The following is a 12,841-nucleotide window of genomic DNA, read 5'->3' on the forward strand; positions in this document are numbered from 1 at the left end:
GACGCTCTTGCCCATCCGTTGCCGTCTGTGGCGCGGCGTACTGCCCGCCCTCTGTTCAGGGAGTTCTGTGTTGTTGCGCAAGCTAGTTGGATCCGCCGGAATCGCCCTCGGACTGGCGTTCGTGGCTTCGTCGCCGACCGCCGCAGTCGTGGGCGGAAACCCCGCCGCCACCACCGATGTCGCGCCCTATCTCGTCAGCGTCAACGCGACGAGCTGGTTCGGCTCGGAACACGTCTGTGGGGGATTCCTGCGCGATGCCAGCACCGTGATCACCACCGCGCACTGCGTCGATGGCCAGACGCCATCCAGCCTCTCGGTCAAGTTCGGCGGCCTCGACCGCACCGCTCTGCCCCAGACGCACCAGGTCAGCACGGTCAAGAGGTACGCCGGATACAACTCGGTGACGAAGGCCGGCGACGTCGCGATCCTGAAGCTCGGGACCATGGTCTCCGTGGGCAACGGCGTCCAGTTCGCCAAGCTCGCCACCAGCAACCCCGCTCCCGGGACGATGGCCACGGTCACCGGCTGGGGCCGCCTCAGGGAACTCGACACAGACCTTCCCACCGCCCAGCACACCGTCCAGGTGCCGATCACCACGGCAGCCGCCTGCCAGGCCGCCTACCCGAACCCGAACGACGGCGGCACCGTGCTCGACACCGGAAGCATGCTCTGCGCCGGCCCCGCAGCCGGCGGCCAGGGCATCTGCAAGGGCGACTCCGGCGACCCGCTCGTGGTCAACGGCACCGTCGTAGGCATCGTCTCCTGGGCCCGCGGCTGCGCCGAACCCAACTCACCCGGCGTCTACTCCAGCATCGCGCACTACCACTCCTGGCTCCAGGGATAACGATCCGACCGCCGGATCCAGACACAGACATCAAGCACAGACGCGGCTGCACCCCTCGAAAGAGGGGCGCAGCCGCGACTGGCATCGGGTCTATCAGGATTCAGGTGTGGTTCGTCTGTTTGGCCTACAGGTTTTTCGGTGGGCTGTTCGGTCTACACCCGTCCGGCGGTGAGGCGGCCGTCGAAGAGGACGTCGAACTCGTTCAACGCCGACTTCCAGCGGTTGTTCCAGCGCTGGCGGCCGCGGCCGGTGGGGTCCAGGGCGAGGGTGGCGAGGTAGAGGCGCTTGAGGGCGGCGGTCTCGTTGGGGAAGTGTCCGCAGGCCTGGGCCGCGCGCCGGTAGCGGGCGTTGAGGGACTCGATCGCGTTGGTGGTGTAGACGACCTGCCGGATGGCGTCGGGAAGGCCGAGGAAGGGCACGAACTCGCTCCAGGCCCGCTCCCAGGTCCCGGCGATCGAGGGGTAGCGCTTGCCCCACTTGTCGTCGAAGTCCGTCAGCCGTGTCCGGGCCTCGTCCTCGTTGACGGCGGTGTAGACGGGCTTGAGGTCGCGGGCGACTTCGGCCCAGTCGCGGCGCGAGGCATAACGCAGGCTGGCACGCAGGAGGTGCACCACGCAGGTCTGGACCACGGTCTGGGGCCAGACTGCGTTCACTGCGTCAGGCAGGGCGCTGAGCCCGTCGCAGACCAGCATCAGCACGTCACGGACGCCTCTGTTCTTGATCTCGGTCAGCACCGTCTGCCAGTATTTGGCGCCCTCGCCGCCGTCCCCGGCCCACAGCCCGAGGATCTCGCGATAGCCGTCGGCGGTGACCGCGACGGCCACGTAGATGGGCCGGTTGGCGACAGAGCCGTCCCGGATCTTCACGTGCACGGCGTCGATGAAGATGACCGGGTAGACCGAGTCCAGCGGCCTCGTGCGCCACTCTGCCATCGATTCCAGGGCCTTGTCGGTGATCGTGGAGATGGTCTCCTTTGTCGTCGTCATCCCGTACGTCTGGGCGAGATGGGAGACGATTTCACCGGAGGTCAGTCCCTTCGCGGTCAGCGAGAGCACCAGGTCGTCCAACGCGCCGGTGCGGCGGGCGTACTTGGGCAGCATCCGGGGCTGGAAGGTACCCAGCCGGTCTCTGGGGACCTGCACCGTGACAGCACCGACCTCCGTCATCACCTTCTTGGCCCGGTACCCGTTACGGGTGTTGCCACCCGAGCGCGACCCGCGTCCACCGACCCGGCCGGCCTCCACGGCCAGATGCTCGTCCATCTCGGCTTCCAGAGCGGACTGCATCAGGTGCTGGGCCAGCTCCGGCAACAGGCCGCCCTCGCCCATCAGCCGCAGTCCCCCGCCGCGGACCTTCTCGGCCGCGAGCGCGGCCAGCTCCTCCAGCAGCTCGCTGGACAGACCGTTGTGCGATACCGGCATCGACTTCACGTCGGCACCCTGAGCGCCATCGCCGACCTCGGCAAGTGACACGCCGTCGACGCCCTCGATCAGGTGATCAGTCGTCGTACTCATCAGGCTCACTCCTTCGGGGAGACCCACACCTGATTCATGACACTCCCCTGGCATCTGGCGGCCCGGGGCCGCGTACCAGTGCACGCGGGACGCGGTGGGTCGATCAATCACACGGCAGAGGGGTTTGAGGGGCGTTCAGCTTCTTCTCTCCAGGTTGGGGTGTTAATACCTGGGGGAGGCAGGTTTCCGCCTGCTCATGTGTAAGGGAGACGCTGTGGACGCGACGTTGCGTATCGAGCCGGCTGACATCTATCAGAGCCCGCTGATGGTCGAGGTCGGAGACTTCGCCGAACACACCCAGGGGGCTGTCGGCGAGAAGAACGAGGCGGGCTTCGGCAAGTACGACGACGACTAACAGGCGGGTGCGATGGCCGATGAGTTTAGGGCCATGGGCGGGACCGGCGTCGGACTGAGCCGCTGCCGGAGCATGTCCGGCCCATTGGGCGGGCGCGGCGAGTCCGCGCCCGCCCCCTTTGAGGGGAAGGTCCTTGAGCGAGGTGTCGGCGGCTTGGTTCGTCGTGGTTCCGGATCGGGCGATGGCATCCGATGTTCTTATGCGATTGCGAAGCCACGCTCCGCAGAGCGTGCCGCACACCTCGGGACGACCGTGGCTGTTCGGCCGCTGGCAGAAGGAGCAGTGGGCGTTCGCCTCGGCCGGCACGTCCCTGCTGGCCGTGGCCGGGCAGTGTTCGCTCACCGCACAGGATCTGAGTGTCCGATTGAAGGGCGTGCGCGCTCTGCCAGATGTCGAGACGGCGGTGGCCGGCGCTGCCGGCAGCTTCCATGTGCTCGCGTCCGTCGACGGGCGCAGCTATGTGCGGGGGAGCGCTTTCGGGACGCGCCGGCTGTACTGGACGACGGTTGAGGGGGTGACGGTGTGCGCGGACCGCGCCCGCACACTGGCCTGGCTCACGCAGGCGGTGGTGGACACCGCCCAGCTCGCCGCCCGCATCTCGACCGTCGACCCGCTGCCCCATCCTGTGGCCGGTGGCTCGATGTGGGGCCAAGTCCATGCCGTAGCGCCGGGCCGGGCACTCGTCCTGGAACGGGACGGGAGCCACCACACGAAGGTGTGGTGGCAGCCGCCCTCAACGCACCTCCCCCTCGCGCAGGGCGCACCCGCCCTGCGCGATGCGCTGCGAGAGGCGGTGTCGCTGCGAGCGCGGCCGGAGCAGGTCCTGGGAGCGGACCTTTCCGGTGGCATGGACTCCACCTCGCTGTGCTTCCTGGCGGCCGAGGCCGGAGCCCGCCTGGTCACCGCCTCGCTGCACAGCACCACCCCAGGCAACGAGGACCGGCACTACGCCCCGTATGCCGCACAGCGCCTCCCTGGCTCCCGGTCTCTGGCGTTCACGTTCGCCGAGCTGCCGGGCTACTTCGCCGGGCTGGGCGAACGGCACGATCCGGCCGACGAGCCCACCGCCGTGACACGGGGGCGGGCCCTGCAGGAACACCTGGCCCACGCATTGCGCCACCAGGGCGCGCAACTGCGCCTGACCGGATACGGCGGCGACGATGTCCTCCTGCCTCCCCGGTGGTCGTATCTCCATCCGCTGGTGCGCCGCCATCCGGTCACGGCGCTGCGGCACGCGGCCGGGTGGCGAGCGCGGTCGCGGTGGCCGCTGGCGACCACGGCGAAGCTGCTGTTCGACGGCCGCTCCTACAGCCGCTGGCTGGCTGCCACCGGCAGCCGACTGCGCGGACCCGCCGCCGACCGCCCCAGCCCCGACAGCTGGGGCATGGGGCCGCGTCTTCCCGCGTGGGCCACCGACAATGCTGTGGACCTCCTGGCCGGCCTCTTGGACTGTGCGGCGCGCGAATCACACCCCCTGGCCTTGGACCGCGGCCTGCACGCAAGGGTCCACCAGGCAAGGGAAGCGGGCAGGATCGCCTCCATCTTCCTGCACGACTCGACGGCCGACGCCCTGCCCGCGGAAAGCCCGTTCTGCGACGACACGGTCATCGCCGCGTGCCTGGCGGTACGCGCACAGGACACCACCAGCCCCTGGAGCTACAAACCGCTCCTGGCGGCAGCGATGGACGGCATCGTCCCCAGCTACCTGCTGGAGAGAGTCACCAAGGACCACGTCACCCAGGAATGGCACCACAGCCTGCGACAGCACCGCCGCGACCTCGCCGACCTCGCCTGCGACTCCCACCTGGTCGCCGCCGGCATCGCTGACGAGAACGGGCTGCGGCGCGTGCTGCACAGCCCCGAACTCCTCACCAGCCATACGCACGGGCTGGAGCAACTCCTGGCAGCCGAACTGTGGCTGCGCGACCTCGCCGCCCACCCCCTCCCGGCCTACCTCACCACTACCGAACCCGAGGAGCACCCCGTTGAGCCGACTGCGCGCTGATGTCACCTGCACCGCCACCCAAGACGGCATGGTCCTGCTCGATCACCGCACCGGCCGATATTGGCAGCTCAACACCACCGGCGCGACCGTCCTGCAGGCGTTCCTGGACGGCTCCACGCCCCAGCAGATCACGGACGCCCTGGTCCGGGCACGTCCCGTAAGCCGTGAGCACGCCGAAGCCGATGTCAACGCCCTGATCGACCATTGCACCCGTGCCGGGTTGGTGAGCGCTCCGTGAGCCGACAGACACTCGACACCAGCAAGAACCGCCCCCCGGCACTACGCCGGCTGGCTGCCCACACCGCTGTCGCCGCCGCCCGGGGCCTTGCACACCTGCCTCCCGTACGTCTCCAGGCGGTACTGCGGACCGCCCGCCGGGGAGCGAGGAGCGCCTCCTACGACACGGCGCTGACCGCCCGAGGGGACGTCACCGCTGTCAGCGTCCTGTGCTCGGGCCGCTACTGCCTTCAACGCTCCCTGGCCACCGCGCTGCTGTGCCGCATCGGCGGAACCTGGCCCACCTGGTGCACCGGAGTACGCACCTCCCCCTTCGCCGCCCACGCCTGGGTCGAAGCCGAAGGCCAACCCGTCGGCGAACCAGCCGACACCGCCACCTACCACACCATGCTCACCGTCCCACCACACTGAGAGGATATTTACCCAGCAGAGGGCCGTCCCGGGTTCTCGCCACGATGTGCACCACGCCGCTCTCGGCGAACACGCGCTCCACCAGCACCGTTGTGAGGTGCGGAAACAACACTTCCAGGAGTTCATCACACCTCACCACGGTCTCAGATGACACTTCGTCACGACAGTAGAACCCTGGTGATCGTCCTCACGAAATGTGTGCCAGATCCCAGTTGTCATCCACGCAGCCAGAGGTGGGACGGGAGTAACCCGACCGGCGCATCCGCGTTGAACCCGGCATGGTCAAGACGGTGACGCGGCCCTCCCCTGTCGTCGGCGGTCGGCGCAGCGGCACAGAAACGGTTCCCCACCCGGAGCTGGAGCCGATCTTTGCCGCGCTCGCGCAGCAGTGGGAGGGCACCGGCCGTCTCGTTCCCGGCCATGTGGATGAGGAGTGGGTCTTCCTGGCCCGCACCCGTCCCTGGCCGAACGGCTGAGCGCGGCGCGCTCGCTCCAGGTTGCCGGGCCGGCACCGTGGTTGGGCCCCCGGCCCGGCGGCCCCGGCCGCCCAGCAGCGTCGACGGGCTCGGGTACGGTTGGCGTCGCACAAGATGGCGTGGGCCTTCTGCACGAGCGTCATGTAGAGCTGCGGGACCGGTGCCTTGACCAGTTCATCGATGACGGCTTCGTAGTCGGCGCCGAAGTCCGCCCAGTCCTTGCCCTGCTTGTCGAGCCACAGGGTGACGTCGGAGAAGAAGACCGCCTTGCCCGGCCCGTCGTTCGGGTCGCGGGCCAGGCCCGTCGCGAGATCGAGCGCGATGCCGGCGCCCTTGCTGACGAGGTGGCGGGGGATCATCGCCGGAGCGACGGCCACCGCGCACTCACCCCACCCGTCTTGGGTCTGCTCCGGCCAGGGCAGTCCCAGCACGAGCCAGCCGCCCGGTACCAGCAGCTTGTTGCTCACCATGTTCTTCCCCCTCGGTAGTGGATGGTCGCAACCGATCTTTCCGCCCCAACCCGGCAGCAGACAAGACACCCTCCGCCCGCCAGCCCGGCCCGGCTGCGGTCAACACGGCGCATGGGTTCTACTCCGCTCCGTCTGGATGAGGGGCGTCACCCGATGAAGCCCCGGGACCAGAGGGTGCGGCTACGGCCGCCAGCTCGCCCCGGTGATGGCGTGACGCTGCCAACCTGGGGACATGGACGATTCCTCTCTGCCCGACAGACGGCGTCGACGTGTGCGGCGCCCGTGCTACCGGGCCCCACGACGCCCCCCACGCTCAAGCCGTTGACCAGGACATACACCGAAGTCCGGCTGGAGTACTAGCCCCACCTGCAATTCCATTCAAACAGCCCAGACGCGCCTAAACTGCCTCCTCGCGGTGACAGCCGTTAGGGTACCGAGCCCACTGCATCCGGGTGACATTCAGCTCCACCCCGATGTCGGCCGCCTGCAGGGTGGCTGGCGGCCGTAAATGTGTGCGAGTGACGAACTCTCAGCGTGCACGCCGGGCCGGCCTCGCCGCCCTGTGCACCGGTGCCCTGACTCTCTCCCTCGCCCTCACGGCCACCGCGGCTGCCCGGCCCGCCGCGGCTCCCGAAGGAGAAGAGATCGTGCGCTCCCGCACGGTCCCCGTGAACGTGACCGACTACCGATGGCTCTGTACGGCCGCACCGTTCGGCATGCCACGCGAGCACACCTTCGACCTCTTCGACGACGTGCGGCTGACAGCGGTGGAAGACGGGCTCGTCCGTGACGGTCAGAAGGTGACCTGGACCGGGCACCTGAAGAGCGACCCGCGACACAACGTGGTGCTGTCCACCACCAAAGTGTGCGAGCCCGGTATCGACCCGGCCGGGGTCGGCATCGACGCACATTTCGACCTCAGCGAGAGGGTGTTCCGAATCGCGGGGATGCGCAACGAGCCCGGCCGGCTGCAGATCACCGAGGAAGACCCCAGCAAGCACGAGCCGAGCGCCCCCGACGACAACCACCTCGGGCGCAGCGCGCCGGATCCGAAGACCATGCGCGACGCTCTCGAACGCCTCAAGAAGCGTGCGGCAGCCCCCGGCCCGGTCATCATCGACATGATCGTCGGGTACACGCCGGCCGCGGCCCGCCGGATCGGCGGAGAGCAGGCCATGGACGCCCGCATCAAGCTGGCCCAGTCCTACATCAACCAGGCTTTCGCCGACAGCAACGTCCAGGCAAGCGTCGACATCGTCGGCACCTACAACACCGCCTACTACGGCGACCAGCAGGCCGCGACCGTCCTCCCGATGATCTCCAACCCCCGCGAGCCCCAGCTCGGGACACGCGCCGGGCAGCTGCGTGAGCAGTACGGAGTCGATCTCGTCTCCGTGATCACCGACATCCCCGACGGCTCCTCCGGGCGTGCCAGCCTTCCGATGCCGATCAGTGAGCACAGCGACAACGAGGCCTTCTCCGTCGTCGACGTCCAGTCGATCACCGCCTGGTACAACTTCGGCCACGAGGTCGGCCACAACCTGGCCATGTTCCACGACCGGACCACCCTCGACGACCAGAGCGGAGGCCAAGGGTACGAACACCTGCTGACCACGCCTTACAGCACCGGGTTCGTCACACCCAACCGTGACTTCCACACCCTCATGGCCTACTCCACGGCCTGCGGAGGACCATGCACCGCCGTCAACCAGTACTCCAACACCGAGAACCTCGTCAACGGCGAGCCCCTCGGTAACCAGTACAACAACAACGCCGCCGTCGCCCGCCTCACCACCCCCGTCGTTAGCGGCTACCGCAACCTCAAAGCCAGCATCGTCCGGCATGCTCTGACACTCTCCCAGAGCTCCGGCGGAGAGATCCGGCCCGCGACCTACGGCCCCTACCGGGCCGGCACCACCGTCGCCGTCAACGCCATCACCGCGCCCGGCCAACGCGTCGCCGCGTGGGAATTCGACGGCAACCGCTACAACATCACCGGCACTCAGGTCACTGTGACCATGGACCGCGCCCACACCCTCAAGGCCGTCTTCACCCGCAACTAGCCTCACACCATGGTGCGGGGAGCCTGGCGACCGAGCCCCCGCACCACCTCCGCCCGTCCCGGAAGCAGGGCGGTTGCAAGTTCCGGGATCGCGTAGATCGTCCGTGCCCGGCGGGAGTTGACGTGGCAACAGCACAACTCCGTGCACCGATGCCTGACTAGGGGCTTCACGGCACCCGCAGATACGGAGCGCGGGTCAGCCGACGGTCGGTGCTCCACTCTCCAGGGCGGGCGCGGCCTCCAGCCGGTCCAGCCGCTCGTAGAGGGCACGGACCCAGGCGGGCGCGGTTCTGGACGCAGTGCACGGTGCCCTCGATCGCCTTGGACAGCCGGCCTTCCGCTTCGCGCAGGACGACGTCGGCGAGTGCCTTGGGCCCGCTGTCCTTGGGCAGCTGGTTCGCACGGCGTCGGACGTCGGCGGCGATGGCGCGGGCGTGGCCGGTGAGCTGGAGGGCGATCTGCTCGTAGTCGCGGGTCGTGACCGTGCCCTCGCCGGACCAGGCGAGGACGGCCTTGACGAGGCACTCGTACGGTTCGCGATCGAGCGGGAGCTCCGCCTCGATCAGCCCGTCGGGGTCGTACAGGACGGTGTGGGTGCTGGTGTGCATGGCGGGCCTGACTGCTGGGGCGTCATCGCGCGGGTGGCCGGCGGTCACCGCTGGGTGTCCTCGCCGCCGTCGGCGGCCTGCCCGAACTGCCGACGCCAGCAAGGCGCCGAGGTTCTGCCACAGGACACAGACTCCTCGTCAGCCACGCGTCCCGAAGGCGCCCCGAAACCTGGCTCACCACGGCCCAGTCACGGCCACATGAGCATCGGCTGGCCATCCATGACCTCGCCTTGAATGTTCAGCCTCGTGCTTGGGTTCTCCTGCATCATGGCCACCCACTCGTTGTAGAACCGGGTGCCCGCCAGTGCCCCGCTCTCGCCCGGCCCGACGCTGTACACCACGAACGCCCAGTCGTCGCAGACCAGAATCAGCTGTTGGCCGTCGCTAACACCGCTATTCCGCAGGGCCTTGGCAGCATTGCCGTTTCGCGGGGCGACATCGCCTTCATCAAGGAGCTGCTGAAGATCAGTGCGGGCGCCCTGGGGCTCGGGAAACACCTCCCACCGGAACCTGGCGGAAGGACCCGAGCCCGACCATGGGCTGAACACCGCCATCCAGCTCCAACCGGGCCCTGAGCGACTCGTGGCAGTGACCCGGGAGTCCTTGTTCGGCATGATGCCGTTGAACGGGGTAGTCGAGGTGGGGTACCCGCTCAGTCGCTTCAAAGCTCCTCCTTGGGTGAGACACGTCAAGTGGTGCCCAGGTTAAGGGAGTTGCGAAACGATGAATAGGAAATCGCAGGGCCTACGCACACCTGATCAGCGAGGCTGCGAGTGCCACCAGCGACGCGAAGCTCGCCAAACTTCTAGGTATGCACGGCTTCGGGCTGCAGAACGCGGGCCCAGCCACGGACCTTGGGAGCGGGATCCATGGGCAGCGGAATCCGAGCCCCCTTGGCGGCCCGGTCTACGGCCGATCGGTCCGGCCGGCGCTTCCCCGGCCAGGTCCACCCCGGCCTGGTAGTACACCGAGCCGTTCGCTGCTGCCGTGCCATGACCGACGCGGCCCGCCACGGGGCGGTCGAGGGCCTGCCCGGGGCACGCGCTGTGTCCCCACCGTGGGCGGGGTGCTGATCCACCCACCGATGTCGGTCGAGTGATCCATTCACCTCGGGGGGGGCGGAAACGGTCAAGGCGGCCTCGCACGTGCGAGCGGGACCGAAAACCCGGACCTGTGGGGGTCCGATGGGCCGGGGACTGGCCTGTCAGGCGTCAGCCCGGGGCCGTGACGTGGAGGGCGAGCCGCGGAGTTCTCCGTTGATACGCATGGCTTCACCGAGCTGGTCCTCAAGAATGACGATGCGGCAGGCCGCTTCCACCGTGGCCCCCCGGTCGACGAGCTCACGGACACGACCCGCGATCTTCAGCTGATAGCGGGAGTAACGGCGGTGTCCGCCCGGGGAGCGCAATGGCGTGATGACACGGGCTTCGCCGATAGCACGCAGGAAGGCGGGCGTGGTGCCGAGCATGTCGGCGGCCCGTCCCATGGTGTAAGCGGGATAGTCGTCGTCATCGAGACGGCCGAAGGAGTCGTCTGCTGTCATCTGTACCTTCCTGTGGAACACGCGTTGGAGGGGCCCGGGTGCCAATGGCACCCGGGCCCCGAAGGAACTGCTACACCATCAGCCGGCCTTCACTGACTACGCCGACTCTGTGTTTCCGCATACCTACCAGGAAGAGGTCCGGTGGTTGCGGGGATCGCGGTTGCTTGACCGGAGACCACCTCACGAACGATGTCCTGCGGTACCCGGGCCCAAAACTTTCACCCGGGCGATCACGATGGCGCTCAATCCCTCCGTTCTTCCCTCAGGGATCAACTCACATACAACTACTGGTACTGCTCTTGCTGGTACTACGATCCTGCGAACTGCTCCGCGGCCTGTCACAGCACCGCTCTTCGGCAGCCAGCCCCGTCGCCCGTCCTGCGTCTGCTCTGGCTTGGAACCCCACTGCCGAACCTCCCGGCAACTTTCACCGAGGTACTGCGCACTCTGTACTGCTGGTAATGCGAACTGCTCGTGACCTGTTCGAGCGCCACTCTCCGGCAGCCAGCCCCGTCGCCCGTCCTGCATCTGCTCTGGCTTGGAACCCCACTGCCGAACCTCCCGGCAACTTTCACCGAGGTACTGCGCACTCTGTACTGCTGGTAATGCGAACTGCTCGTGACCTGTTCGAGCGCCACTCTCCGGCAGCCAGCCCCGTCGCCCGTCCTGCATCTGCTCTGGCTTGGAACCCCACTGCCGAACTTCCCGGTACGCGCGCCGCAGCCTGACGCCATTTACCGAGGGACCACTGGTACTGCCGACTGCACCTGGGTACTGCCGTACTGCTCACGGAGGCCCCTGATCACTGCGGGCCACCCGGTCCGGTCGCCAGTCCCGTCACCGTCCTGCAACCGCTCTGGCTTCGAAACTCCACCACCGCACCGTCCTGCGCACTGCAACTACGTGTACTGCGGTACTGCTTGCCCGGCAGTTCTCCCTGCCAGGCCCTGCGGTCTCTCTTGGCTACGGGGAAAACAATAACCACAGCGACGCGCGGATGTCTACTTCCGCCGTGACAGGTTTCCTGTGAGGACTGACAGTGAAGTCCTGCGGTCCGCGACGCGTGAAAACTGCAACGGCGCACCCCCCATCCGGAGGTGTGAGGGGGCGTCGGATCGGGCAGGTGGGGTGTCACGGCACAAGCGGCGCAACCGATCACAGGTGGGGTGTACGCGTATGAACAGCACGACGATCAGCCTTACCTCGACGCCCCCCGTACCGACCGTGGTCCGGGGCGACAGTCCGGCCGGCATCAGTCGGGCCCGCCAGGCCGCCCGCGCCTTCACCGACCGCCTCACCCCGGCGCCCGGCCCGGACACGGCGGACACTCTCGTCCTAGTCGTCTCCGAACTCGTCACCAACGCCCTGCGCCACGGCGGCGGCCACTACACCCTGAAACTCTCCACCGACCCCGGCACAATGACCGCCGCAGTCAGCGACCCCAGCCCGGCACACCCCCGCGAGCGCACCCCCGACCTGGGCGGCGGCAGCGGCGGATTCGGCTGGCACATGATCCGCCGCCTAACAGAGCGCCTGACCATCACCCCCGGCCCCGGCTACGGCAAAACCATCCACGCCCAACTCCCCCGCTGACAGCAACCGGACCCACCTCGCGCAACCGCAGGCAGCCCAGTCCCGGAAACCCGCGGCGCGATGACTTCGGCGTCGATCCGTTACCCCTTGCTTGTTCCCGCGTTGAAGGGACGCGCAGGCCGCACGTCCTGCGACCGACCTTTCATCTCGCAAGGAGAACTGATGTCGCGTATCGCCAAGGCAGCCACCGCCATCGCCGGCACTGCTGCCATCATGGCCGGCGGAGCCGGCATGGCAGCCGCTGACGCCGGAGCCCAGGGTGTCGCCGCACACTCTCCCGGTGTCCTTTCAGGCAACCTCGTCCAGGTGCCCATCCACATCCCGGTCAACATCTGCGGCAACACCGTGAACGTGATCGGCCTGCTCAACCCCGCGTTCGGCAACACCTGCGTGAACAGCTCGAGCCACGAGAACCACCACGGCGGCTACGGCGGCTGATCCTCACCCCCGAACCCTGCGGCCTCCCCCTCACGCCCGGGGGAGGCCGCAGTCGCGTCCACGGGCGAACGAATCCTTGGCGGGGCCCGATCCTGGCCCGCCAGACGCAGCGTCAGACACAGCGGTAGCGCTTCGTGTGGTCGAGCAGTTGTGCGGGGGCTCTTCCATAGAATCCTCGCCAGGTACGCGGACGACGTCGGCTGCGACGTAGAAACCATCTTTGCCGTACGCCGCTACACCCTCACCGGCGACCGCCGCGCCCTTCAAGGCACCCGGCTCTGAACA

12 protein-coding genes and 1 pseudogene are annotated in these 12,841 nt (G+C 68.1%); 8 read left to right on the top strand and 5 right to left on the bottom strand.

From position 1 onward, the window contains the following. The first annotated feature begins 73 nt into the window (after positions 1 to 73). Complete coding sequence (locus tag ACLLJJ_RS00060; protein ID WP_434587097.1) at positions 74 to 844, top strand: S1 family serine peptidase; 771 nt, start codon at positions 74 to 76, stop codon at positions 842 to 844. A 152-nt stretch (positions 845 to 996) separates the two neighbouring features. Here the strand turns inward: ACLLJJ_RS00060 and ACLLJJ_RS00065 are convergent, their stop codons facing one another. After that, positions 997 to 2,265 carry an IS256 family transposase gene (locus ACLLJJ_RS00065; protein ID WP_434600248.1) on the bottom strand — a complete coding sequence of 423 codons (1,269 nt, stop codon included), beginning with the start codon at positions 2,263 to 2,265 and terminating at the stop codon, positions 997 to 999. A gap of 307 nt (positions 2,266 to 2,572) precedes the next feature. On the opposite strand from ACLLJJ_RS00065, the gene ACLLJJ_RS00070 reads away from it, so the two are divergent. The 4 genes from ACLLJJ_RS00070 to ACLLJJ_RS00085 all read left to right on the top strand — a co-directional run bounded on the left by ACLLJJ_RS00070 (position 2,573) and on the right by ACLLJJ_RS00085 (position 5,366). Continuing rightward, a complete protein-coding gene (locus ACLLJJ_RS00070; protein ID WP_434587099.1) occupies positions 2,573 to 2,713 on the top strand; it encodes a burhizin family lasso peptide precursor in 141 nt (46 codons plus the stop codon). A gap of 199 nt (positions 2,714 to 2,912) precedes the next feature. Further along, entirely contained in the window at positions 2,913 to 4,718 is a 1,806-nt protein-coding gene (locus tag ACLLJJ_RS00075; protein WP_434587101.1) for an asparagine synthase-related protein, read from the top strand. Further along, complete coding sequence (locus tag ACLLJJ_RS00080) at positions 4,699 to 4,956, top strand: lasso peptide biosynthesis PqqD family chaperone (RefSeq protein WP_434587103.1); 258 nt, start codon at positions 4,699 to 4,701, stop codon at positions 4,954 to 4,956. Before ACLLJJ_RS00075 ends, ACLLJJ_RS00080 begins: the two co-directional genes overlap by 20 nt. Beyond that, on the top strand, positions 4,953 to 5,366 hold the full coding sequence (locus ACLLJJ_RS00085) for a lasso peptide biosynthesis B2 protein (RefSeq protein WP_434587105.1): 414 nt from the start codon (positions 4,953 to 4,955) through the stop codon (positions 5,364 to 5,366). Before ACLLJJ_RS00080 ends, ACLLJJ_RS00085 begins: the two co-directional genes overlap by 4 nt. 187 nt (positions 5,367 to 5,553) lie before the next feature. Here ACLLJJ_RS00085 and ACLLJJ_RS00090 read toward each other — a convergent pair whose 3' ends face one another. After that, positions 5,554 to 6,312, bottom strand: a complete 759-nt coding sequence (locus tag ACLLJJ_RS00090) for a hypothetical protein (protein WP_434587107.1) — start codon at positions 6,310 to 6,312, stop codon at positions 5,554 to 5,556. 518 nt (positions 6,313 to 6,830) lie between these two features. On the opposite strand from ACLLJJ_RS00090, the gene ACLLJJ_RS00095 reads away from it, so the two are divergent. Continuing rightward, entirely contained in the window at positions 6,831 to 8,375 is a 1,545-nt protein-coding gene (locus ACLLJJ_RS00095; RefSeq protein ID WP_434587108.1) for a M12 family metallo-peptidase, read from the top strand. A gap of 195 nt (positions 8,376 to 8,570) precedes the next feature. On the opposite strand, the pseudogene ACLLJJ_RS00100 reads toward ACLLJJ_RS00095, so the two are convergent. From ACLLJJ_RS00100 to ACLLJJ_RS00110, 3 genes and pseudogenes are all read right to left on the bottom strand, one after another. Then, positions 8,571 to 8,982: pseudogene (locus tag ACLLJJ_RS00100) on the bottom strand (DUF6415 family natural product biosynthesis protein). A 188-nt stretch (positions 8,983 to 9,170) separates the two neighbouring features. Further along, complete coding sequence (locus tag ACLLJJ_RS00105) at positions 9,171 to 9,647, bottom strand: hypothetical protein (RefSeq protein ID WP_434587110.1); 477 nt, start codon at positions 9,645 to 9,647, stop codon at positions 9,171 to 9,173. A gap of 539 nt (positions 9,648 to 10,186) precedes the next feature. After that, entirely contained in the window at positions 10,187 to 10,525 is a 339-nt protein-coding gene (locus ACLLJJ_RS00110) for a MerR family transcriptional regulator (RefSeq protein ID WP_434587112.1), read from the bottom strand. 1,176 nt (positions 10,526 to 11,701) lie between these two features. Between ACLLJJ_RS00110 and ACLLJJ_RS00115 the strand changes: the two genes are divergently transcribed. Both ACLLJJ_RS00115 and ACLLJJ_RS00120 read left to right on the top strand, forming a co-directional pair. After that, positions 11,702 to 12,118, top strand: coding sequence for an ATP-binding protein (locus tag ACLLJJ_RS00115; RefSeq protein WP_434587114.1), 417 nt, complete (start codon positions 11,702 to 11,704; stop codon positions 12,116 to 12,118). A 162-nt stretch (positions 12,119 to 12,280) separates the two neighbouring features. Then, positions 12,281 to 12,556 carry a chaplin gene (locus tag ACLLJJ_RS00120; protein WP_434587116.1) on the top strand — a complete coding sequence of 92 codons (276 nt, stop codon included), beginning with the start codon at positions 12,281 to 12,283 and terminating at the stop codon, positions 12,554 to 12,556. Positions 12,557 to 12,841 lie beyond the last annotated feature (285 nt).

Origin of the sequence: Streptomyces sp. A5-4, assembly GCF_051131715.1 — a bacterium.
Classification (GTDB): Bacteria; Actinomycetota; Actinomycetes; order Streptomycetales; family Streptomycetaceae; genus Streptomyces.